Origin of the sequence: Lactobacillus sp. ESL0259 (assembly GCF_003693045.1) — a bacterium.
GTDB classification, from domain to species: Bacteria; Bacillota; Bacilli; order Lactobacillales; family Lactobacillaceae; genus Lactobacillus; species Lactobacillus melliventris.
The window spans coordinates 361,312-385,137 of the sequence record NZ_REHP01000009.1; the positions used below are offsets into that span (position 1 = coordinate 361,312).

23 protein-coding genes are annotated in these 23,826 nt (G+C 38.3%); 7 read left to right on the forward strand and 16 right to left on the reverse strand.

Translation table 11 applies throughout. From position 1 onward, the window contains the following. Positions 1-268: 268 nt before the first annotated feature. Both F5ESL0259_RS07640 and F5ESL0259_RS07645 read right to left on the reverse strand, forming a co-directional pair. Entirely contained in the window at positions 269-517 is a 249-nt protein-coding gene (locus F5ESL0259_RS07640) for a DUF2922 domain-containing protein (RefSeq protein ID WP_046325552.1), read from the reverse strand. Between the two features lie 41 nt (positions 518-558). Continuing rightward, positions 559-777, reverse strand: a complete 219-nt coding sequence (locus F5ESL0259_RS07645) for a hypothetical protein (RefSeq protein ID WP_046325553.1) — start codon at positions 775-777, stop codon at positions 559-561. A gap of 214 nt (positions 778-991) precedes the next feature. On the opposite strand from F5ESL0259_RS07645, the gene F5ESL0259_RS07650 reads away from it, so the two are divergent. The 4 genes from F5ESL0259_RS07650 to F5ESL0259_RS07665 all read left to right on the forward strand — a co-directional run bounded on the left by F5ESL0259_RS07650 (position 992) and on the right by F5ESL0259_RS07665 (position 5,082). Then, positions 992-1,855, forward strand: coding sequence for a hypothetical protein (locus tag F5ESL0259_RS07650; RefSeq protein WP_122038045.1), 864 nt, complete (start codon positions 992-994; stop codon positions 1,853-1,855). Between the two features lie 258 nt (positions 1,856-2,113). Beyond that, complete coding sequence (locus tag F5ESL0259_RS07655; RefSeq protein WP_110446621.1) at positions 2,114-2,572, forward strand: hypothetical protein; 459 nt, start codon at positions 2,114-2,116, stop codon at positions 2,570-2,572. Positions 2,573-2,694: 122 nt separating this feature from the next. Then, on the forward strand, positions 2,695-4,725 hold the full coding sequence (locus tag F5ESL0259_RS07660) for a KUP/HAK/KT family potassium transporter (protein WP_122038046.1): 2,031 nt from the start codon (positions 2,695-2,697) through the stop codon (positions 4,723-4,725). A gap of 156 nt (positions 4,726-4,881) precedes the next feature. Beyond that, entirely contained in the window at positions 4,882-5,082 is a 201-nt protein-coding gene (locus tag F5ESL0259_RS07665) for a hypothetical protein (protein ID WP_110446623.1), read from the forward strand. A gap of 274 nt (positions 5,083-5,356) precedes the next feature. On the opposite strand, the gene F5ESL0259_RS07670 is transcribed toward F5ESL0259_RS07665, so the two are convergent. The 7 genes from F5ESL0259_RS07670 to F5ESL0259_RS07700 all read right to left on the reverse strand — a co-directional run bounded on the left by F5ESL0259_RS07670 (position 5,357) and on the right by F5ESL0259_RS07700 (position 15,457). Continuing rightward, the gene (locus F5ESL0259_RS07670; protein WP_122038047.1) at positions 5,357-6,604 is read right to left on the reverse strand and encodes a CPBP family intramembrane glutamic endopeptidase; all 1,248 of its coding nucleotides are present in this window, start codon (positions 6,602-6,604) and stop codon (positions 5,357-5,359) included. 144 nt (positions 6,605-6,748) lie between these two features. Next, positions 6,749-8,698, reverse strand: a complete 1,950-nt coding sequence (locus F5ESL0259_RS07675) for a M13 family metallopeptidase (RefSeq protein WP_122038048.1) — start codon at positions 8,696-8,698, stop codon at positions 6,749-6,751. A gap of 95 nt (positions 8,699-8,793) precedes the next feature. Then, the gene (locus F5ESL0259_RS07680) at positions 8,794-10,014 is read right to left on the reverse strand and encodes an MFS transporter (RefSeq protein WP_110446625.1); all 1,221 of its coding nucleotides are present in this window, start codon (positions 10,012-10,014) and stop codon (positions 8,794-8,796) included. A 169-nt stretch (positions 10,015-10,183) separates the two neighbouring features. Then, the gene (locus tag F5ESL0259_RS07685; protein WP_122038049.1) at positions 10,184-11,440 is read right to left on the reverse strand and encodes a carboxylate--amine ligase; all 1,257 of its coding nucleotides are present in this window, start codon (positions 11,438-11,440) and stop codon (positions 10,184-10,186) included. A 19-nt stretch (positions 11,441-11,459) separates the two neighbouring features. Beyond that, complete coding sequence (gene asnB / locus F5ESL0259_RS07690; RefSeq protein ID WP_122038050.1) at positions 11,460-13,409, reverse strand: asparagine synthase (glutamine-hydrolyzing); 1,950 nt, start codon at positions 13,407-13,409, stop codon at positions 11,460-11,462. Positions 13,410-13,518: 109 nt separating this feature from the next. Beyond that, entirely contained in the window at positions 13,519-14,916 is a 1,398-nt protein-coding gene (locus tag F5ESL0259_RS07695) for a metallophosphoesterase (RefSeq protein WP_122038051.1), read from the reverse strand. Positions 14,917-14,971: 55 nt separating this feature from the next. Next, positions 14,972-15,457 (reverse strand): hypothetical protein, encoded by a 486-nt coding sequence (locus tag F5ESL0259_RS07700; protein WP_046325563.1) that lies wholly within the window; start codon positions 15,455-15,457, stop codon positions 14,972-14,974. Positions 15,458-15,645: 188 nt separating this feature from the next. Between F5ESL0259_RS07700 and F5ESL0259_RS07705 the strand changes: the two genes are divergently transcribed. Next, on the forward strand, positions 15,646-16,212 hold the full coding sequence (locus F5ESL0259_RS07705; protein ID WP_122038052.1) for a DNA-3-methyladenine glycosylase I: 567 nt from the start codon (positions 15,646-15,648) through the stop codon (positions 16,210-16,212). A 57-nt stretch (positions 16,213-16,269) separates the two neighbouring features. Here the strand turns inward: F5ESL0259_RS07705 and phnE (F5ESL0259_RS07710) are convergent, their stop codons facing one another. From phnE (F5ESL0259_RS07710) to F5ESL0259_RS07735, 6 genes are all read right to left on the reverse strand, one after another. Next, entirely contained in the window at positions 16,270-17,082 is an 813-nt protein-coding gene (gene phnE / locus F5ESL0259_RS07710; RefSeq protein ID WP_122038053.1) for a phosphonate ABC transporter, permease protein PhnE, read from the reverse strand. Next, entirely contained in the window at positions 17,082-17,885 is an 804-nt protein-coding gene (phnE, locus tag F5ESL0259_RS07715; RefSeq protein WP_122038054.1) for a phosphonate ABC transporter, permease protein PhnE, read from the reverse strand. The genes phnE (F5ESL0259_RS07710) and phnE (F5ESL0259_RS07715) overlap by 1 nt, the downstream gene beginning before the upstream one ends. Further along, positions 17,878-18,651: a phosphonate ABC transporter ATP-binding protein gene (gene phnC / locus F5ESL0259_RS07720; protein ID WP_122026543.1), complete on the reverse strand. Its 774-nt coding sequence runs from the start codon at positions 18,649-18,651 to the stop codon at positions 17,878-17,880. The genes phnE (F5ESL0259_RS07715) and phnC overlap by 8 nt, the downstream gene beginning before the upstream one ends. Before the next feature lie 21 nt (positions 18,652-18,672). Then, positions 18,673-19,599, reverse strand: coding sequence for a phosphate/phosphite/phosphonate ABC transporter substrate-binding protein (locus tag F5ESL0259_RS07725; RefSeq protein WP_122026544.1), 927 nt, complete (start codon positions 19,597-19,599; stop codon positions 18,673-18,675). A 325-nt stretch (positions 19,600-19,924) separates the two neighbouring features. After that, entirely contained in the window at positions 19,925-20,857 is a 933-nt protein-coding gene (locus tag F5ESL0259_RS07730; protein ID WP_046325569.1) for a phosphate/phosphite/phosphonate ABC transporter substrate-binding protein, read from the reverse strand. 510 nt (positions 20,858-21,367) lie between these two features. After that, positions 21,368-21,859 carry a universal stress protein gene (locus F5ESL0259_RS07735; RefSeq protein ID WP_122038055.1) on the reverse strand — a complete coding sequence of 164 codons (492 nt, stop codon included), beginning with the start codon at positions 21,857-21,859 and terminating at the stop codon, positions 21,368-21,370. Positions 21,860-22,002: 143 nt separating this feature from the next. Between F5ESL0259_RS07735 and F5ESL0259_RS07740 the strand changes: the two genes are divergently transcribed. Both F5ESL0259_RS07740 and F5ESL0259_RS07745 read left to right on the forward strand, forming a co-directional pair. Then, a complete protein-coding gene (locus F5ESL0259_RS07740; protein WP_122038056.1) occupies positions 22,003-22,803 on the forward strand; it encodes a tyrosine-protein phosphatase in 801 nt (266 codons plus the stop codon). Positions 22,804-22,827: 24 nt separating this feature from the next. Then, positions 22,828-23,304 carry a nucleoside 2-deoxyribosyltransferase gene (locus tag F5ESL0259_RS07745; protein ID WP_046327691.1) on the forward strand — a complete coding sequence of 159 codons (477 nt, stop codon included), beginning with the start codon at positions 22,828-22,830 and terminating at the stop codon, positions 23,302-23,304. Between the two features lie 426 nt (positions 23,305-23,730). Here the strand turns inward: F5ESL0259_RS07745 and F5ESL0259_RS09095 are convergent, their stop codons facing one another. Further along, on the reverse strand, positions 23,731-23,823 hold the full coding sequence (locus F5ESL0259_RS09095) for an IS3 family transposase (RefSeq protein ID WP_370448790.1): 93 nt from the start codon (positions 23,821-23,823) through the stop codon (positions 23,731-23,733). Positions 23,824-23,826: the final 3 nt, after the last annotated feature.

The window sequence follows — 23,826 nt, forward strand, 5'->3', positions numbered from 1 at the left end:
CAGCTGTAAAATAGATATGTAAAGTTGCTATTCTTATAAAAACGTTGTGCAACAATGCTTTGCGGGTTTTCTGGTCAATTTTAGTCAAAAAAACTTTTTTATTTGCCGGTAAATTTTACAAAATAATAACAAAAAAACTTTTTATAAAGTAAAAAAGGCTGCACTTAACAATCTGAGTGCAACCCTTTCCTTTATTAATATTTACTCTCGTTTTAAAATCCGCCTGACTTTAGCAATCAATTTGCTAATCAGTTTCAGTATCTGCAGATTACAGAGACTGATCCGCAGTATTATCAAACAAACTAGTAACAGTTCGTTCAACGTATGCAGCAGATTGAGGAGTTTGATATAGACTCACCCCTTCTTGTTCAAATGCATCAGCATTTGCTATTGTAGTCATTGCCGTTTTAACTTCCGCGCCGGTTAGGTTAGCCGCAGCGTTAGCCAAGGACAAATTAACCTTTTTGCCCGCACCATTTAAAAATACTAATTGTAACGTCTTGGTTTTAGTTTCCATATTATCTACTCCTATCCCACTTAATTATTGAATGACTAGTTTTAATCTCTTGCTAATGAAATGCCCTGCTTTTGAATTAAGGTTGCCGCTCCCAGTTCATCGCCTTGCAAGTGAGCCAGTGCGTTTCCGACTTTAGCTAAACTGTCTGCTGCAACACCCCGTTTAACATTCTTCAAATTGCGTGTTTTAGCACCTTGTTTGCCATACTTGGAGTTTAAAAATGTGTATTGGACTGCTTGATCTAATAATGCAAAATTCATAGTATCTTTCTTTCCTTTTTAATTTATCTTAATGCTGTAATCAACCCGCGCGCCAGCTGTCTTACACTATTACTAACGAATTAGCGCCGTAAAATGTAACTTTTTAGTCGTAATTTTTTGGCTAAAACATGTGAAAAAACACCATTAAGTAGTCAAATCTGCTTAAACCATCTATAATTAAACTAAGTATGAGTAAGGAGGATAAATTCCTATTATGAAAAAAACGACAATTGGTACGATTGTGGCAGTAGTAATTATCGCTATTGGTGGTGGCGTTTTTTATGCCACCCAAAAATCTAACAGTGATAAAGTTAATGCTTCCTATAACAGTGCAATGACTACCGGTAAAAATGCAGTTGCTGACAAAGACTACTCAGAAGCAAGCTCCGCATTTGCCAAAGCTTTCAGAATTAAGAAGACTGACCAGGCTAAAGCTTATAAAAACCAATCGGACAATATGACTTCTGCAATTAAGGCTACTAAAAAAGGTAAATATGATGATGCCTTAAGCAAAACTGCAGACGTAATTCAAAGAAAAAACGGCTACTCCGTTTTAGTAAAACAAGGTAAAAATCTCAAAGCTACTATTAAAGATGTGCAGGATAATTACGAGCACGAAATTCGGCCTATCTTTCTTGCTGCATCCCAAGCAGAGCTGAATAAACAATACCTTAAAGCTGCGGACGAGTATCAAAAAGTTCTAGACCTGCCATATATCGACGGGCAATACTACAGCCAATATAAGAAAGAAGCAGAAAAGGGACTGAAGAATAACCAAAAGGCTGCTAAAGACGGCACAAACGGTAACGCAGCTCAAAGCTACAAAGCTATTTCCGGTAAAGGACCAGACACGGGCAATGCTGGTAAGACCGGTGAAGGAGCAATGGGCAACCATAAGGTAAACGGCAAGACCGTTACTAAGAAGCAGATTGCGCAATTGCGTAAACGTGTAGCTAAGTTCGGTTATGACGCAACTTCCTGGAGTCCGCAAGATTTAATTGATCTTTACAGAAAATCCGGCAGAACCAAGCCAGGCAAGATTACCAAAAAAGACATTCAAGATTATCTCAGACCATAATCATTCTTTTTAGATCTCTGAATTAAGTAAAATCGCCTTGAACTGCTAAACTGCAATTTAAGACGATTTTTGCTGTTAAAGTTTTAACTATTCAGCAATTTTTTGTGCGTAGGCAAAAATGCTATAATTTTATTAAAATTGAGAAAAACTACTATTATGTAAAGGGTAAATTGCTCCAATAGTTGCTTTTATAGTCTAAACTCTGTAAAATGACTATTGACTTTCACGTTTCCTATTTTTATTAAAGGAGTGTCTGCTTTGACTGATAAAGAAAATAATACCAAAGAGAAAGATAACGAAAAACAACAAGAAAAGGATAAGGAAAAAGCTAGAAAAGAAAAGGAACTTAAGGTTGTCATGCCTGAGGCTGAGTGGGCTACCATGCCGCAAAAAGAATTCGCGCAGCAGCCAGACTACCTTATAGTCTTCGCTGATTTCTACATCGCACAATTTAATCAGCGCGACTTAGAAATCATGAATTTATACGATACTAATTCCAACATGGTGGATATTAATCACTATCTTCTTAACAACATTCACTTTACCCGCAAAGAATTAGTTAAGCATGTATTACAATATCATGCCCAAAATTTCCAAAATATAATTGATGAAATTGCGGCTAAAGATGGTGTTGAAGCAGAAAAAATGACATCATACAAGGATTGGGATAACTGGTACGAAGACCGTCGCAATAAAATTTCAGCTTCTTTATCATAATTTACTTGTACTAAAGCAAAAAAAAGAACAGAATAGATACTTGAATGAGAATGCCACAGTGACATTCTTTTTTACTTAAAAAATGAATAGTTCAATCTTGTCTATGGGAGTACATATTTACTATGGATAAAAAGAAGAAGCGGATTTCAGCTGCCGGTTTGTTAATTACCATCGGTATCGTTTACGGCGATATCGGTACTAGTCCGCTCTATGTAATGAAGTCAATCGTTACGGGTAATGGTGGTATTGCCAACGTTGATCGAGAACTAATCTTGGGTTCAATCTCGCTGATTTTCTGGACAGTCACGCTGTTAACTACCGTTAAGTACGTTATGATTGCGCTTAGAGCCACCAACCGTGGTGAAGGTGGTATATTCGCTTTATACGCTTTAGTACGCAAAAGAGCCAAGTGGCTGGTGATGCCAGCGTTGATTGGCGGAGCAGCGTTATTAGCCGACGGAACATTGACGCCAGCCGTGACCGTCACAACTTCGATTGAGGGACTAAAGAACATGCACTTTGGTTCCCACGTCCCCGTTCCTAATCAGAATGCCGTCATCATTATTACGATCGCCATTCTGCTGGTACTGTTTTCAATTCAAATGCTGGGCACCAGCAGTATCGGTAAAGCCTTCGGCCCGATTATGTTTGTCTGGTTTACCTTTTTAGGTTTGATCGGTATCTATAATATGGCTAACGACTGGTCAATTCTGGAGGCACTGAATCCGGTTTGGGCTGTTAAAGTTCTTTTCAGCCCCTCTAATAAAGCCGGTATTTTCATTTTGGGCTCAATCTTCCTAGCTACGACTGGTGCCGAGGCGCTGTATTCTGATGTTGGTCATGTTGGCAAAGCTAACATTCGCGGATCATGGCCATATGTCTTTCTTTGTCTGTCACTTAATTACTTAGGACAAGGAGTATGGATACTGCAGAACCCGCACTACCAGACTAATGGCGGTGAGCTCAATCCTTTCTTTGAGGCTGTACCGACTGATTTGCGCCTATTCGCCATTATTTTAGCTACAGTTGCCGCCATTATCGCCTCCCAGGCTTTAATCACCGGTTCATTTACACTGGTATCCGAAGCAAGTGGTCTGAAATTTTTACCACGAATGAATATTAATTACCCTACTACTAAGCATGGACAAATTTATATTCCTTCCGTTAACAAAATGATTTGCGTTGCTACTATTGCAATCGTCATTTTCTTCAGGACTTCAGAACACATGGAAGCAGCCTACGGTCTGTCAATCACGGTCACAATGTTAATGACTACCCTGCTTTTGTTTGAGTACTTGGGTTCAAAACACCATCCGCTAATATTGCGCCTGTGCTTTTTACTTGCCTTTGGCTTTATCGAAGGCATGTTCTTAATCTCCAGTCTAACCAAATTCATGCATGGCGGTTATGTCACCGTCCTAATTGCCGGTTTCATTGGCGTTATCATGTTCATTTGGTACTTCGGCAATAAAGTCCGTGACAAGCACGAAGGTGCTCATTCCTACGTACGTTTAGATGAATACACCGATATGTTAACGGACCTAAGTCATGATGATGATTACCCTACTTATGCGACTAACTTGGTCTACATGGCTAAGGTTAAATACAATAAGTTTATTAAACGGGAAATCATGTACTCCATCTTGGATAAACGGCCTAAACGCGCTCAGGCCTACTGGTTTGTCACTGTCAACATTACCAACGAACCGTTTACAGCCAGATACGCCGTTAATACTTTTGGCACTAAAAATGTCATTAACGTGCAGCTGTATCTCGGTTTCAAGAAACAGACCAGTGTCAACGTTTATCTGCGCCAAATTGTCCACGACTTGATTAAAGACGGCACCATTGAGGCTCAACCGCAGGAATACACCACTACCCCTGGTCGTAAAGTCGGCGACTTTTCATTTGTAATTGTTAATGAAGTTGTCAGTCCTTTAACCAGACTAAAAGGCTTTGAAAAAGTAATGTTAAAAGCGCGGGTATGGCTGCAAAACCTGTCTTCCAATCCTGCCTCCTGGTTTGGCCTGGAATACACTGACACGGTGGTCGAGCAAGTGCCTTTGATTTTAGGCAAGCCAAGACACAACTTGCACATTAAGCGGGTTGCACCACGTGACTATTCCAACCTAAAGAAAAAAGATACTGAATAATATAAATAACCGTCCACGACTTGTTAGAGTCGGGGCGGCTTTATTTTAAGCAAAAAGCGTTTATAATAAGTGATATGAAGAAATCATGACTAAGTAGTAAAAGTCTAGTCAAACAGATAGCAGTTGATCGAGTTAGGATAGTGAGGTGTAAGTACAATGGATAGAAATATTTTTCTTAAGCAAATGATCGCATTTGCTGTGAGTAAAGGCATAAGTGAAGACCAAGCCCAGCGAATTATGAATAAATATATCGATAAGCTTGAAGTGAGTGACTCCATTGTACAACACATTGGACCTGAATATTATGCTTATCAAATTTTAATTAATGAAAAGTTGGTAGATTTTGTGGCTCTTTAGTTTTTAAAACTAATTAACCCCATAAACCAAATCTCTTTTATTAATCATATGTCTAAACTAGTTATATGAAAACTATTCAAACCAAAAACGCACAAGCTAAAGTCTAGCTTATGCGTTTTTTAATTACTTTGTCAATTATGGAATCAAAATCAATGGTAATTAATCTTGTTGCTTCGGAAAAAATTTTCTTAGAATTTCACTGTCAAACAGATTCTTTCTAATTTCTCCATCTTGCGTAAAATCTTGATGACTTCCTAAACTGCAATTTAAAATATTACATTTGCGCCAAGTTTTTTGCGATTACTTCTTGTCTCCGTTTGGTCCAAATAATAACTAAAGCTATAGCTGCATAAATAGTCACTCTCAAAATGGTTCCCTGCCAATCCATCATAGTAGGTTGCACTGCAGACTTAACTGGATTGCCATATTCGCCGATACCAGCTTGAAGAAATAGAATAAAATCATATAAGCCATGATAGGTCATATTTAACAGTAGCGAATGTGTGTAAAGGTAAATAGCAGCAAGTACCAACCCCGCGCCACTTACCTCAAACATTTGGCGCAAAGTAGTTAATGGCGTTTGATAGGCAATGTTGGTGATATGCCAAAACCCAAAAAGTAGACCATCAAATAACACAATTAAGTATATACGATACTTACTGCTTTGAAAAATTTGCGCAAGAAGAGCAATAACTAAAAAACGCATTAGCCATTCTTCAGCAATCCCTGTTCGTATAGCTGACCCGATAATACCAAGATTAATTTGATCAAAATAGTAACTCAAAGTATCGGCAATGTTATCAACTTTGGCTAAAGGGGATAAAGCAATTAAAAATAAAACTCCCGCTAAAAGCAAAGTTATTAAGCTGGAAAACAGAATTGAGTCATTCCGACTATATAGAAAGTGTGGTTTTTGTATTTTCCAACTGGTCATTACCAAAACAGTAATGATGATTAAAACAGGAATTCCAGACAAACCCGAATTATTTATCTGGTGCAATACCTTGTTGTACCGTAAAGTTCCGGCAATCTTGCTTACAACCCGGACGTCATAGACAACAAACATCAATAGCAAAATTCTGCCCCAATTATTGTTCACCCGACTTAAGGCTAATTTAGCCATTGGAATATACATGATAAGGGAATAAAAAGTAACCAAAAGCATCCAGAAAGTGCCATTGATCAAATGATAGTAATTCAGTAATTTTGTTAGCAAAGACAAACTAATTGGCAAAGTGTAACAAATTGCTATAGTTTCAATGTAATGGTTAATCAATTGCCATCTTTTCGGCTGTTCACTTTCAGTCTGTAATAAAGAAAATTGTAAACAAACAAAAATAAGAGAGAGTGAAATGGCAAGCTTTTGGCTTTGATTAAAAAGATTTCTATTAACAAAACCCAGAGTAGCGCAAATTAGTAAGATCAATATTTGTCCCACAGTTTGTGCTAAATGAAAAATTTTTATTATCCGATTTGTTTCTGATGTACGTGCTGATACAGCGTTTTGATTGAAATTCTTCATGGTAACTACATTATAGTAAATATAAAATGTGTTTCAATATATCTTTAATCCTTTTTTAAAATAAGTAAAATTATTATTTACCTTTACAAAAAAAGCCATTGTTCTAAATGATTAGAACAATGGTTTTTGATTTATTACTAATAATTACCAAATATGTACTCGTTTTTCTGGGTCGAGCCACATGCCATCTTCAGGCTTAACATCAAAGGCTTTGTAAAAGTCATCTTGACATTGGCTTTGAACGTTGGCACGTAATGGACCAGGTGCATGAACGTCAACAGCGGTTTGACTCTTAATTGATTCAGTCAGTTGCTTATTAGCCCAAATGCGTGCAAAGTTTTCAAATAATTTCTTTAAGTCATCATTTTCATTCTTTGCGGCTTCAACAGCAGCAGTTAAACCACCCTGGTCAGCAATATTTTCTGAAACTATTTGCTTACCATTGAGTTTAACCGGACCATATTCGATGCCATCAAACAAATCAATTTCAGCTTGTGTCCGCTTCTTGAATTCGGCGTAATCCACATCAGTCCACCAATTAGTCATGTTGCCCAATTCATCAAATTGTGCACCATTGTTGTCAAACGCATGTGAAACTTCATGAGCAATTACGGAACCAATACCACCAAAGTTAGCTGCTCTGTCTTGCTTTAAGTCATAGAATGGCTTTTGCAAAATGGCTGCAGGGAAAGTCAGATCATTTCTCTGCGGATCATAGCAGGCGTTAACTAAATTACCAGGCATTGCCCATACTGTCCGGTCAACTTCCTTGTGCAGTTGCTCAATGTTGTACTTTTGTTCTGCAATAGTAAATGCACGTTCATTTGCATAAAGGCTGCCACCTTGACTTGCAGGGATAACCTTTAAGCGATTATAAATTTCCTCGATTTTATCCGGATAACCAATTTTCAAGACCAAAGCATCAAGCTTAACAATCGCACGCTTTTTAGTTTGTTCAGAAAGCCAGTCATTATTTTGCAGGCGTTCCTTATAAACGTCAAGCATACGATGAATCATATCCTCAACGTCTTTTTTAGCATCTTCGCCAAAATAAGTTTGACCGTAATAAACGCCGACTACTTCACTAAAGGCACCGTTGGCAATGTGGTAAGCTTGCTTTTCACCACTAGACAACTTAGGCTGGCCATATAAAGCCTGGCTAAATGGGAACGCTGCTTCTCTGAAGTCTTGTGACAAAGAATCAGCAGCCGCATTAATAAAGGTAACAATCATCCAGCCCTTGATTTCAGCAAAGTTTTCTTCATTGATAATTTCGTTAATGTGATCCAAGTAGCGTGGTTCTTCAACAATAATTCGTTCTGGTTCTTCGCCAATTGCTTCTTTCAAGTAGTAAGCAATCTTGAATTTATCAAACTTAGCTTCAAAGTCCTTAATCTTCATTGGATTGTAAGTAGCAGGATAATCTGCCCACTCCTCTGTAGACTTAACGATCTTAGATAGCTTAGCATCAAACTTAATAGCATCTGCTGCATATTTTTCTGCTTGAGCTTGAGCAATACCAGCCATGGTTAAAAGCTTAACTGACTGCTTTTGCAAAGTATCTAACAATTGAGGTGCATCAGGAGTTTGATAAGTTGTAGTGTCAGGCAAGAAAGTTCCAGGACCAGCAAAATACAAAGCATTAACTTTGGTATTCTTCATGTCAGGTTCAACGCTAAAGCTAAATGGGAGCAAGGCAAAAGTTGCTAAGTCAGGCGCATTTAAGTTGTAGTCAGAAAAGTCCTTAATGCCGTCAAGAATAGCTAAATCGTCCTTAATCGGATCAGCACCTTCTCTATTACGCTTGTCAAAATCGCCTGCTAATTTATAGAGCTTAACTGCCTCACCTAAGTTAGGAACGTTCGGCACTTCTTTTTTACCAGATGCAAAATCGGCAAAATCCTGCATTAAATGCTTTTCAACATCTACATCGATGCCGTCAAATGAAGCCATCCGTGAACGGTCTTCAGGAATTGTAGTATTTTTAATCCACTCAGAATTAATAGCCAAGTAAAGGTTGTCCTGTGGACGAGCGGCAACATTAGGTTCAATAATATCGCCACTACCGCCGCGAACAGCAAAATTTTTATTCATTCAGAAAGTCCTCCCTTTTATATCTAAATTAAAAATAGACTAAATTAATCTTATCATTTTAATCAAACCGTTAATATTAAAAAGCCTTTACAAAATCATTTATAAAGTGTGATATGTTTACGCAACTTTGCGTGAAGGGGCAATAACATTAGCACCATCAGAAAAATACCGCAGGCAGCTGTTATGAAAAACGGGATGTAACCCGCACGATCAATTACCATCCCGCCAAATAAGGGGCCAAAGGCCTGACCAATACCGCGGGCAACATTAATTTCCCCCTGGTATTTACCCTTACTGGTTGCGGGGGATAAATAGTTAATGTAAGCAGGAACGGCAGGAAAAGCTGTCGCTTCACCTAGCGTCAGAACAAACATTGACAGTGCAAAATGGGCGAAGTCCTTGGCAAAAATCAATGTGGCAAAAGAGATTGCGAACATGATCGTGCCAAAAATAATTTGCTGAAACAGGTTTTTAAAAATATGGGGAAAACGGGCCAAAATTACCTGGACAGTAACTATGATCGCACCATTAAAGGTCCATAGCAAACTGTACATGTGGAAAGGTATTCCCAAAGACACCATGTAAACCGACAAGTTTGATTCCCAGTTCATATACATTAACCAGGTCACAGCTAAAGAAACCAAAAATCCGACCATTAACATCACATTATATTTTGGCATAGGAATCGCCTTGGATTGTGCATTCTTTTTAACACCATTCTTTTTACGGTTTTGGTGAAATGTACTGATCGGGCGGTAATGGATAGCCGCATTGACGCAAGCAATGGCAAATAAAGATGCTGCCAGAATAAATAAAAATTCAATTGAGAAGTCATAGAGATAACCGACAAGCAGAGTACCAGTGACAGTACCAACGTTTTGCGCAAAATAAATTAAATTAAAAACGTAGCGTCCTGAATATTTACGCAGACTCGTCGCAATTGAATTAATCAGCGTGCCGTTCCAGCCACTGATACATCCCGTCATAATCAGCCATATCCAATATTCCGGCCAGCCATGAAAGAACGCCATCATAAACAGAACCAACGCGTCAAGGCCTAACCCAGTAACAATTAACGGGTAGGGGTTCAGGCGGTCGTACAAGCGTCCGGCTAAAAATGAGCCTAAGACATTGCTGGCACAATTGCAAAATAAAACAACCCCTATTACAGAAAGGCTGATGTGTAATTGTTTGTTTAAATAAACCGAAGTTAAGGGCCAAACAAAACTTGACCCAATCCACGTGGCCAGTTCCCCCAGTAGTAGCCAACGCAGCTTAATTTCTGTTTCTTCATTAGATCCGTGTTTAAGTTTCATTTATTCAGTCCTTTCTTTTTTTAAATTCCATTTACCAGTTTAGCAAGAAGTATTAAAAAAGAACACCCCAAAACTAATAACTAACCGGGTAAAAAAGATAGTTTATATCTAAAAAGATGATTACATGTCTTGCTGCAATCATCTTTATTATTATGCAATGGCAATAGGCCTAAAAGAACTGGCCTTTATTTTCCTGGTAATACTTTTGGTAGCGTCCTTTATAATTATGAAACATGTATTTCAAAAGCAGCCACCGCTTAAAATTGCGATCCTGATCATAAAAGACAGTCGTACCATAGCGCCCTTCATGAATTAATTCTTCGGCCATTTGTTTAGCTTCATTGTCCACGGCATATTGCTTGAATACGCTCACCGGAATACCCAGCCACAGTTCATGCTTTGACTTTAATTTATTACCGTAGATTGGTTCCTTGTCCTGCAGTGAATCGTAAACATAATCGTCCACGTACCATTTGGCTAAATTATAACCATTAAGGGTCACATAGAAACTTGAACGGCCCTGACGCAAATTAATTTCAAAGAACTTATATTTACCATCGCGGGCGTCATATTTAATGTCAAAGTTGGCCATCCCCGTGTAATTGATTTTTTCCAAAAATGCTTCAACCTGCTCGTACAGCTTTTCATCATAATCAGGTAAAATCGCCATATAATTGCCAATTGACTGGGGTGTGGGATCTTCCAGCAAAGGATGACCCATACACATCATCTTAATATGATGATCCTTATCAACATAGGCATTTAACACCCGCATGTTGGAATCATCACCGGGAATGAAGTCCTGCAGAATTAAATCTTCTTTGTAGCCATTTTCATAGATTTTAGTGACAATATCGCGCAATTCAGTTTCATTATGAATGGTAAAAGCCTTTTTGCGACCTTCAAATTGCACGTCAAGCCAGGATACCGGATCTTCCGGCTTAAGCTCCATTGGGTAGCCAAAAGGCAGTTCCAAATAATTTTCTGCCTTGTAATCTGCCATAGTCACAATTTTAGTCTTAGGGTACGGCAGACCATACTTTTCCGCAATTTGGTAAAAGTTTTCTTTTGAGATTAATTTTTGTAAGAGATCGTAGTCCACGTAAGGAACAACAAATACCTGCTCCAGTTCTGCTTTATGTTTGGCAAGCAGTTCCGAGTAACCATCTCCGCATGAAATCAAAATCACCGGTTCATCATGGTCTTGGTAGAGTTTCATTTGCTTGCGCATTACTTCAATAAAAGTGGGATCTTCACTAAAACCCTGGTGCAGTTCCACACTAACAATTTTAGAATAACGCGTTGCCGCCAGCTGGCTGTCAGCCAGTGCTTTCACGCTAATACCATAAGCCTCGTTAAACGAGCGGGCCATGCCGTAAACATTAATGTCACTACCAAGTAAAATTGGTGTAAAGTTTCGTTTCATTAATAAATTCTGCTCCTCATTAAACCAATTTGCCTTGTTTAATCAAATCGGCTACTTCTGGTTGAACACGCTGGTATTTGGCAACTGTACCTTCATAATCAACAAAGAATAGTTTATACCAAACTAAGAACGTATAAATTGTCCAAATCTGTCTGCGATGAGAACCATCGCCTTTATAGTTTTCATCAAGTAAGTCTAAAATTTTATCCTGCTCGAAGATGTCCTGCACAAAGTCTTCACTGAACAGTTCGCGTACCTGCTTGTAAAAACGAGGTTCTTGCAGCCATTCTTTGATTGGGGTAGGAAAACCTAGTTTTGGCCGTTTTGCCCATTCAGCTGGTAAAACTTTTTCTGAAGCCTTGCGTAAAGCATATTTAGTATCATGCTTATTAACTAGATAATCGGTTGGAATTGAATTTGCTCTTTCTGCCACCTTTTTATCAAGGTATGGTACCCGCAATTCCAGCGAATGAGCCATAGAAATCTTATCTGCCTTTTGTTCAATATCATTAAGCATAAAGTGATGCAGATCAATGTACTGCATTTGCCGGACGTTATCGAGATTTTTGACCTTCTTAAAGTCGCTTTGGTAAATCCCGTTAACAGTTAGCTTATTCCGGTAAGACGGTTTTAAGATGCTGTTAGCATCTTCAGAAGAGAAGATGGTCGGGTAATCCATGTCGTAGATAACCGATTGACCAACGTAAAATTCACTTGGCTCAGCTAAGTTGGTATACAGGTGCACCTTGCCCGGAAAGTTCGGCATTTTCTTAATTCTGCGCGCCAGCTTAACCTTGGTGTTCTTAGGCAATTTCTTACACTGTGAAGTAAAGGCCTTAATAATACTGTTATGCGTGTGCATCCCATAATTAACATACCCTGCAAACAATTCATCTGCGCCTTCACCAGACAATGCGACAGTGACGTGCTTACGCGCCATTTTGCAGAGGTACCACAACGGGATAATTGACGGGTTGGCATCCGGTTCATCCATATGATACTGCATCTCGGGGAAGTCATGCATTGCTTCATCGGCTTTAACCTTGTCGGAAAAGAAGTTCCAGCCCTTGATGTCCGCTAGCGCCTTGGCCTTTGATGCCTCATCATAAGTGGCATCATCAAACGAAATTGAAAACACATCGTCTGGATTTAAGATACTGGTGATATAGCTGGAATCGACCCCTTCTGATAAGAAGGCACCGACAGGAACATCCGCGATATGGTGCAGTTTAACTGATTCGTGCAAGTCTTCGTTAATTTTATTAACGGTTTCTTCGAAACTTAAAGTATTGGCTTTGTATTCCGCGTCCCAGTATTGGTGGATTTTCATTGCGCCATCTTTGTATTCAAACCAGTGACCGGCAGGAAATCTGTAAATACCCTTAAAGAAAGTCTCATGCAAGTCATTATACTGATTCATTAAATACGGTTTAACGGCTTCAATGTTTAAACGCCGTTTAAAGCCGGGCAGTTCCAGAAAGCTTTTAATTTCTGAGCCCATAATCAGGTGGCCATTTTCATTGCTGTAATACAGCGGCTTAATGCCGAAAAAGTCGCGGGCACCATACATTGTCTGGGTCTTATCATCCCAAATAATAAAAGCAAACATGCCTCTGATTCTTTTGAGCAGGCCAGCCATGCCCCATTCTTCAAAACCATGCAAAAGCACTTCCGTATCGGACTTAGTGGTAAATGTGTGACCTGCCGCAAGCAATTCTTCTCTTAAGGGCTGGAAGTTATAAATTTCACCGTTAAAGATAATCGCCTTTGTTTTGTCCTCGTTGTAGATTGGCTGACTGCCGCCACGTAAATCAATGATTGACAGTCTCCTAAAGCCTAAGGCAATTTTATCGTTGGTATAAAAGCCATCTGAATCAGGACCACGATGCTTCATTGCCGCCATCATTTTACCGATAGCAGCTTGTTTATCATTTATTTCTGGATTATAGAATGCAACAATTCCGCACATTGCTTAACTTCCCTTAATTTGTCTTACTTTGTATATTTTTGTCTTCATTTTAACTTTTCCATTATATGCTAAGAACCGGGCAATTTCCAAATTGCCCGTCGCGACTTTACTAAATATAAAAGATTCTGCGTTTGCTGGCAGCACCATAGCCGAAGGTCTGAATGTAGTGTCTTTGTAAATCAATGTTCACAATATAACCGGCAAATTCGGTTTGGTGGTCAATTTGCCTTTTCCAGTTTTTATTATATTTAGTAGTCAAGGCGTGATTAGGACCCATCAGTGCAGAACAGTTAAACAAGATATACTGGATCCCGTTAATCCGGTACTGGTCTTCTCTATGTCTGTGGCCGCAGAAGTAGGCAATAATGCGGGCATTTTTTACATTAGTAAAGTCAAACTCATTTGCCAAACGAAATTCAGGAGGCAGCCCAAAGCTGGAATGCATCTCTCCTTTTTCACCTTGATTAAAAGCTACCAGCAGTTCATGCAGTGAACGACCGTTGTACTTTAATGCGTTTGAACCCTTACGATTAATGGGATTAGCATGGCTCATCAAGATAATTTGCTTATTCGATGACTGCTCCAGAATTTCAATGATTTCTTCTATTTGATCTTCCCTCACAGCCAAAGTGAGTTTAGCATCATATTTTTTTCTGCCTTGTGCATCCAGATAGTAGGGCAAGTCTGAAGTATTCACAGAAATAAAGCGCAAGTCATCCACGTCATAGTAACAAACACCGTGCTGGCGGGAAATATAATGGATACCATTTTGCTGATACATAGCAGGCCACATAATTCCTTCAAATTCATTTTCTGGAAAAGAGGCCCTTAAATCATGATGTTCATCGAATTTATCATTTTCATCATGATTTCCTTTAATTAAAATATATGGCACCTTATCTGATTTAAAAGAATCACGCAGTTTAGTTAATTCGCTTTCGCCCAAAAAGCCGGTATCAGAGCCATCAATCCAGTCACCTAAATGAACTTTTAAACTAAGAAGACCAGAATCATCAAGATAAGAAAATTCATTAACATGTGTCAGACCATTCCAGCCATAAAAGTCCATACTGTTACGGTCCTTATAATGAGTGTCCGTAATGACACTCACATTCACAGAATTTTTCCCTGTACGAATGTGGCCTTTTACTCTTTCAATAAAGCGGTCGAGATATTCTTCTACAACGTAACGCCTGCCGGTTTTACGGCTGACAAAAGCGCGATAACGCTGCAATTCAGGACTATACCTGCGCACATATTCAGGCTCTAACTTATCTGTGCTTTCCAAGCTCAATGCCTGGTGCAGTACCTTTTCTTCATCTTGATAGACAGTCAAGGTATAAGGTTGATCATTGGGAGTTCTTTGTTCACCGTCAACGTGATACTCTCCTACTGTCAAATAGTCTTGCATGGGATCAAGCTGTACATCTTTTTTCTTAAATAAGGAATGCAGCTTAGCCCCATTTATTTTATCAGCTAATCTTTTAGCATACTTAAAAACACCCATTTTTTGCCTCAAGCAGAAAGAAAAAGAGCTGAACACACATGTTTCAGCTCTAAAATTATAAACTTTTTTCTAAAGCGTGTGCCGCTAAACCAATTGACAGAAGCGCATCCTTAGACAAAACTCCTTGTAATGTTTTTGGCGCAACTTCTTCAACGGCTCCAATTACTTTTAAGCTGTAACTAACAACGTGAAAGTCTACTATATCATTGTAAAATCCATCTTCATAAGGATTTTCATGATTATAAGTCAGGTTGATTTCATTCTTGTCAACAAAGCCGTCAACGTGGTTAGTTAAAATCCGATCATGTAAATCGGTTAACTGCTCTGATAATTTAATCAAAGTCAGTTTATGATCACTTTCAGTGTCATAATACTCTTCCTGAGTCATGCCGAAGTATTCTTTTATTGGCTTATGCAATACGTGCAAATTATCAATTACACGATAAACTGCCTCGGCGTCAAAATCTGTTTCTTTATTTAAAATACTCTCTTGATTTGCGGCCAAGTCATCGGCCAAAGTTACTATTTCTAACTTCTCCATGGTTTCCTCCTAAAGTTCAATATATATTATACCAAAAAAACTACTATTGCACTTTTTGAGGACAAAGTTTCTAATATTTTAGGAAAAAGAAAATAATTAAATTTACTAGTTAAATTGTTTTACAAAGAATAGCAAACTTTTGGCGTATTTATTTATGAACGCTAAGATATATTTAAGGAGAAATAAAAATGATTGATATCACTCGCTGCCCCTGGAGTGACCATGATGATGCTTTAATTAGTGAATACCACGATCACGAATGGGGCAAACTAAATTTAGACGAACGCTATTTATTTGAAATGCTGGTACTAGAACTGTTTCAATCCGGACTCAGCTGGTCCACTGTTTTGCATAAACGTTTAAGCTTTAGGCAGGCTTTTCACAACTTTATTCCTGAAGAAGTTGCCCAAATGAGTGCACTGGATCAAACCCACTTACTGCAGAACAAGGCAATTATCCGCAACCAAAGGAAAATTGCGGCGGCAGTTACCAATGCTCGCGCCCTGTTAATTATTGATGCCAAATACGGTAGTTTCGCGCACTATTTGCAAGAATTTATCCCTACTCCTATTATTCATCATCCCCAAACAAGTACAGAAGTACCAACGACAAACAAGATTGCACAAGAACTAGCAAAGCAGATGAAAAAAGACGGCTTTACTTTTGTGGGGCCAGTAATTCTTTATTCTTTCTTACAAAGCGTAGGATTAATTAACGATCACCTTGAAAATTGCCCGTTTAAATATCACGGCTAAAAAAATGAACCAAGTTGCTAGTTACCAACTTGATTCATCATTTGTTATATTTGCGTTTTACACTAATTTCTTCCGAATCCAGCCTGAAATCCAGTCAATTACAACAACCATAATAATGATACCTAATAAAATGATACCAACGCGGTTCCACTGGCGATATTGCAGCGCAATAATTAGCGGATAACCGATACCACCGGCTCCAACTAAGCCTAAGATAGAAGCGGACCGAATTGAAACGTCAAACCGGTATAACGTGTTTGAAATAAGAGCAGGCATCAGATTAGGCATAGTAGAAAACATAATAATATTTGTTTTTGAACCACCAACCGCAGTAACTGCTTCGTTAGGGCCATCGTCTAAGTTTTCAATTGCTTCAGAAAAGAGCTTGGCAAGCATTCCTACTGAGTGAAAACCCAAGGCCAAAACACCGGCTGCCGATCCTGGACCTACAGCTTTAATAAACATCAGAGCCAAAACAATTTCTGGGAATGATCTGATGATTGCCAGCACAATTTTACCAGAGCGTGAGACATACCAGTGCTTATGCTTGGTATGCGCTGCCCAAAAAGCAAAGGGCAGTGAAATAATAGCGGAAATAAATGTGCCCAAAAAGGCAATGCAGACAGTTTCCCATAGCTGCGAAAGCAGATCTTCACCAGTACCGTTATAAACATATGACCAGTCAGGGTGGAAAATGCCGGAAAAGATGGCTCCTGCAATTTGTCCAGCAGTTTCTTTAATGCCGCCAAAGTCAATACCAGTACACGACCAAATAATCAGCACTACTGTGATAATGGCCATCAACCAGTGAAAGGCACGCTTTTTAACATCTATAGGCCTAGGAGGTAACTTTTTCATACTTGTATCCATTATTGCATCAACGCCTCCCGTGACTTAGATGAAACGTAGTCAATCAGCACTACCACAATGATAATTACAATTATAATGGTACCTGTCTTCGGGTAATCGAAGATTTGTAGTGTTTGTTGCAGATATAGCCCAATACCACCGGCACCGATATAACCTAAAACGGTTGAGGCCCGCACGTTAATTTCGAATGCGTATAAACAATAAGAAATAAAATAGGTAATAACTTGTGGTAAAACTGCAAAGACAATTATTTGTATTTTATTAGCCCCAACTGCAGTTAGTGCTTCAATCGGACCCGGATCAATAGTTTCAATAGCTTCATAAAAGAGCTTGACCACAATTCCAAAAGTACAAATAGCTAGTGCCAAGACACCCGCTACCGGTCCGATACCAACAATAGCAACAAAGATGGCACCAAGAAGCAAGTCTGGTATAGTTCTGATAATGTTCATAATTATTCGCAAAATTCCCGTGACTGCCTTATTTTTGACAATATTGCGGGCAATAAGCAAAGAATAAATAAAAGCAATTACAGAACCTATTGCTGTACCCAAGATCGCCATCTTAATAGTTTCAAGCAAAAGCGGTACCACTGTTGCCAGATATGACCAGTCCGGGTGCAACATTTGTAAGAAAATCTCAGCAAAATCCCCAAAGTTGGCAAATAGAGCACCCAAATCTGTTTTGGTTTCATTAGTAGAAATGAATAATCCGGCGACAAAAAGCAGCACCCAAAGCAAATTCAAAATTTTAAATTTTTTCTTAGGTAAAGTCATCAGCTTTTCTTGCTCTGTGCTACTCATCTTGATCACCACCGGAATAGATCTGATCAAACGTGGATGCCGGAGTATCTGACATCTTGCCGTCATAAATAATTTCACCAGCACGAACACCAATGACCCGTTTACCGAATTCTTGTGCTAACTGGACGCTGTGCAGGTTAATGACTACCGTCATACCATGCTTTTCATTCAGCATCTGCAAGTCTTTCATTACGCGGCGTGAAGTCTGCGGGTCAAGTGAAGCTGTCGGCTCATCCGCCAAAATAATATCCGGGTTTTGAGTCAAGACACGAGCAATCGCCACTCTTTGTTGCTGACCACCAGACAATTCATCAGCTCGTGAATAAACCTTGTCTGCCAAATCCACTTGCTGGAGTGCATCATATGCGCGCTGCTTATCTTCTTTAGTAAAAAGATTGAGAGTAGATTTCCAAGTAGGATAATAACCTACTCTGCCTGTTAAAACGTTACGCAGAACACTTGACCGTTTAACCAGATTAAAGCTTTGGAAAATCATTCCAATATGCCGGCGCAGCGTTCTTAACTTTTTACCTTTGGCCTTGGTAATAGATTCACCATTAATTAAAATATCACCTTCAGTAATATCAATTAAACGGTTAATCGACCGCAAAAGTGTTGATTTGCCGGCGCCGGATAGACCAACAATAACGACAAATTCACCTTTATTAATAGTTAAATTGACGTCTTTTAAACCAACAACATCTTTGCCATAAACTTTCTTCACGTTCTTTAATTCGATTATTGGCTTAACTGCAGAATCTGCCATTATAAACTTCCTTTGTATTCTTTATTTTTTGGTCGATTCAATAATTTTTTCATACTTACGCACAACATTAAAGTCGCTGTCCTTAGTGTGGACATATCCTTCGTGAGTGTAAATACTTTCAATGACCTTTTTACCCTTCTTGGACTTACCGATAGCGATAAATGCCTTAGCCAATTTCTTTCTGAACGATTCACTCATGCTCGGAACAACGGAAATGGTATCGTTCGGAATAGGCTTAGTAAAGTAAATGGGAACAACTTGGCTCATGATCTTAGGATTATCGTCTTTAACAATTGTTCGTGCATCTTCAAAAACAAACGCGGCGTCTGTGTCGCCATTGAGAACATTTAAAACAGCTTGGTCTTGACCAGTTACTGTCACTAGCTTGCAACTCTTGCGTACATCAAGACCCTTTTCCTTTAATTCAGCAATTGGGAAAACGTAGCCAGCTGAAGAAGTGGGACTTTGAATAGAAATAGACTTGCCCTTTAAATCTTTCCAGCTTTTAATTTTGGAATTCTTCTTTGCCACAATTTCAGCGCGATAGAAGTTGACCAGTTCCTTAGTTGGTCGTCCATCAGGTTGCTTAACACCATATCTTTGAGCCTGCAGCAAAACATCTGCGGCTCCTTGCTTATGAGCTAAAATGTAGCCATTTGGCGGCAAGAAACCTACATCAACTTTCTTAGACTTCATGGCCTCAACCACCGTGTTGTAGTCGGTAGACATTGATACGTGTACTGGAATGCCTAAACGATCCGACAACATTTTTTCCAGCGGCTTTGCACGAGATTCCAGTTTAGTGGCAGCCTGACTAGGAACGAATTGGACGTTCAAAGACTTTGGCGTGCCAGTATCTTTGCTCTTTTCTTTGTTTGAGCAGGCAGCCATCATGAATGCTACTAAAAAAATAGCGGCACCAGCTAGTATTTTTCTAAATTTTTTCATCATGCCCTCCCAGACATAAAAAAAGACTTTAGCTAAAAACACGAATGTGAATTAAACTAAGTCTTTCAATAACACTTTTACTAAAAAGCGAACAATACCATTTTGAAAGGAACGAAAAGGCTTTTTTGCAAAAACTTCATTGAACGCCAAGCGCCGTTTTTGCATTACCTTCACCCTCCTTTCGACATACTGTATTTATTCTATCAAATAATAGCAGAAATGTTTTATTTAGAAAAGAGAATTGACTAGAAATCTTATTTTGTTTAAGAAAGTTTATTTAATTCTTAGTATGTAGCCTTTTGAGATTTTTTAAATATGGGGGAAACTATTTCTTAGTAGAAGCAATTAATTTATCGTACTTTCTGATGATGTTATAATCACTGTCTTTAGCGTATGTATATCCTTCATGACTATAAATATTTTCTATCATCTTTTTACCATCTTTTGAATTAGCAATTGAAATAAAGGCTTTGGCTAACTTTTTCCTAAATGATTTAGACATACTTGGAAGAACCGAAATAGTATCGTTAGGAATACGTTTAGTGAAGTAAATAGGTACAACCTTGCTCATAATCTTTGGTTCATCCTTCAGCACATCATTTCTAGCATCTTCATAAACAAATGCCGCGTCAGTATCACCGTTTAACACGTTAAGAACTGCTTGGTCTGCACCTGTAACTGTTACCAATTTACACTTTTTAGTAACATCTAAGCCCTTCTGTTTTAACTCTGCAATAGGGAAAATATAACCCGAGTCAGATGTAACATCTGTTACAGAAATAGACTTGCCTTTTAAATCCTTCCAGCTCTTAATTGAGGAGCCTTTCTTTACTACTACTTCACCACGATATGAATTAACTAATTCTTTGGTTCTTACACCATTTGGCTGTGTAACGCGGTAACGTTCTGCCTGCAGTAGTAAATCTGCTGCGCCTTGTTTATGAGCCATAATGTACGCATCTGAAGGTAAAAAACCAACATCAACTTTTTTAGACTTCATGGCTTCAACTAGGCCATTATAGTTAGTAGACATAGAAACATGTACCGGAATTCCCAGACGCTTAGAAAGCATCTTCTCCATAGGCTTAGCCCGTGCTTCCAACTTGTTAGCAGCTACGCTGGGAACAAACTGCACGTTGAGTGACTTTGGCGTGTTACTGTTTGAACTTGATTTCTTACTTGAATTCGAACATGCAGTAGCACCAACGGTTAATAATAATGCAAAACATGCTATCAGAAACTTTTTGATTTTGGTCATTTGCTTTTTTACTCCTAATAAATACGTTTACCATAACTTTAATTTTGTTTAAGCATAAACTTCGTTGTCATTTTCGTGGCAATTTATTCATGTAGATATTCAAATAAAATCAACCTAAATCAACTTCCGCTTCTATTTTTCATTACATCCTCCTGAAATTAAGCAAATAAAAAGGCATGATATGACCAATGTCACATCACGTCCTAGTAGTTATCCTGAAAGAAAAACGAACGGTTAACAAAGCGAGTTGAACAGTATATAAATAGGAAAATAAATTATAAATTTTTCCTGTTACCGTCATTGCCCTCAACCTTCCAAACACTATAATTACGTTCATTTCATAAAGATAATACCATAAATATTCGCAAAATAGCAAGGGATAATAAAATTTTATTTAATTATCGTGTTATTAAAATAGTATTTCCGAACACTATTAGCAATTAGCTTTGACTTTTGGGCATAAAAAAGGCATACGAATTATTGATCGTATGCTTTTAAATTTGTATATAATTATTTTTTGGCGCTTTGCGGCTTAAGCGGATTATTATTAACGTCTGTTCTAACAATTAAAACATCAGCCAAAGCATGTTGATTAACATATTCAGTAACTGAACCCATCAACATTCTTTCGACTGCATTTAATCCTGTTGCACCCATGATGATCAAATCATTGTGATGATCTTTAATAAAGTCATAGGAAATAATCGCCTTCGGACTGCCATAACGAATATGATAATCAATATCATCGAAACCCAAGTTGTCATGAGCCCATTCTTTCAAGCTTTTAAGATATTTTTCTGTATCTTGCGTCATCTGATAAACGGTGTCGCCCGTAATCAGTGTATCTTGCATCTCACCCAAAAATTGTCTGGTATCAATGACACTTAAGACATCGATATGCGCATTTTCCGTCATTGCGATTTTAACTGCTTTATCAAAGGATCTTTCTGCCGACTCTGAACCGTCAACTGGAACTAAAATGCTAGCTTTTTTCGTTTCCATGTTCTCACCCTTTTGAAATATAATGTTCTTTTGTTTATTTTACCATAATTTCACTATCCACTTAGGTTTTTTTATAATTGTTTATATACTAGTTTATTGCTAAAATTAAGTGTAATTGTCAAATGCAAAGGTGGAGGTATTCAATGACCCAAAAACTTAAAAATCAATTAATTGGCGTAACAAGCGGCCGTAATTTCCGCGAGCTGGGCGGCTATCAAACTACTGACGGCAAAACTGTTAAAATGCATAAATTACTCAGAACAGCTAACTTGGCCAAACTGGATAAAACCGATATGAAATTTTTACATGACTATGGCGTTAAGTATGTCGTTGACTTCCGGAGTAAAGATGAGGCTGAAAAAGAGCCTGATCGGGTTCCAAAAGGCGCCATTTACAATTTTGATCCGGTATTTAGTGAGGACTTGACTGAGTCATCAAAGGGAATCGATGAAATTCTCAGTCAAAAAAGCCAAGATCCTCAAGCGGGATTTGACCACATGTTTTTGGCCTATGATGACATGATTAAAAGCGAGTCTGCTCAAAAAGCTTACCGCCACTTTTTTGATGTGCTGCTAGCTAATGACGAAGAAAACCGGAGTGTAATTTTCCATTGCACCGCTGGGAAAGACCGAACTGGTTTTGCAGCACTACTGATTTTATCAGCACTTGGTGTGCCATTTGAAACTATCAAAAAAGATTACCTGTTAACAAACGTTGCCACCAAAGACTTTGTCCATAAATTTTTGCAAAAAGCCAAAGATGAAGGAGCAAACGACGTTACAGTAAATATCCTAAAAGACTTGCAAACCGTGCACTCCGAGTACATTGACTTCGTAATTTCAACTATAAATAAAAATTATGGTAGCGTTGAAAACTACTTACATGATATTATGAGATTAACTGATGATGAAATCAGTAAGTTACGTGAAATATATTTAAAATAGGTTTAAATGGTAAGGAGAAATTTTATGACTAAAACAAAGACTGTTTATTTTGGTGCTGGTTGGTTTAATGATAAGCAAAACGACGCTTACAAGAAGACAATGAAAGCTTTAGAAGAAAACCCAACCATTGACCTGGAAAACAGCTATGTTCCTTTAGATCATCAATACAAAGGCATCAATGTCGAGGAGCATCCTGAATATTTGCGTGATCGTGAATGGGAAACCGCTACTTACCGCGGTGACTTAACAGGTATTAAGACTAGCGATGTTATGATCGGCGTCTATTTACCAGATGAAGAAGATGTAGGTCTCGGTATGGAATTGGGTTATGCGCTGTCTCAAGGAAAATACATTGTGTTGGTTATTCCTGATGAAGACTACGGCAAACCAATCAATTTAATGAGTTGGGGCGTTTGCGATATTGCACTTAAGCTCAGTGAAGTGAAAGACTTTGATTTCAATAAACCTCGTTTTGACTTTTATGATGGAGCTGCTTATTAAACAGAGCCGTGTTTAAACAAAACTAAATAAGACAAACAAAAACCGTTTCTGTTGAGATATGACCCCCAAATTTAGGACAAATTTGGGGTTCACATCATTGAGACGGTTTTTGTTATATGTTTTCAATTGTTTAGGAAGTTTGTAGTTTAGTGCGTCAACTAATTGCATATTGTTAAATTAGCTCTAGCTTTGCAATTTAAAATGCCTTGTATTCTTTTACGCAATGAATTCTGTTCTATAATACTTAATTGCACCATAAAGGTATTCATGCTAAAATACAGGTGTAAGAAAAAGGAAGAGTTACGCCATAAGTCTTCCTCACGTAGAGCCGCCACAAAGGACGGTAGCTGCGCTTATAATATTTTTTGTTTAATATTTAAAACCGCCCAGCTAGTTGAAGCTAACCCCTAAAACTGGACGTTAGTTTTATATCATTTTACTTAAGGCTTGATTCCGATATTGAATCGGAGTTAAGCCTTTTAGTTTGTGCCGAATTCTATCTTCATTGTAATAACTTATCCA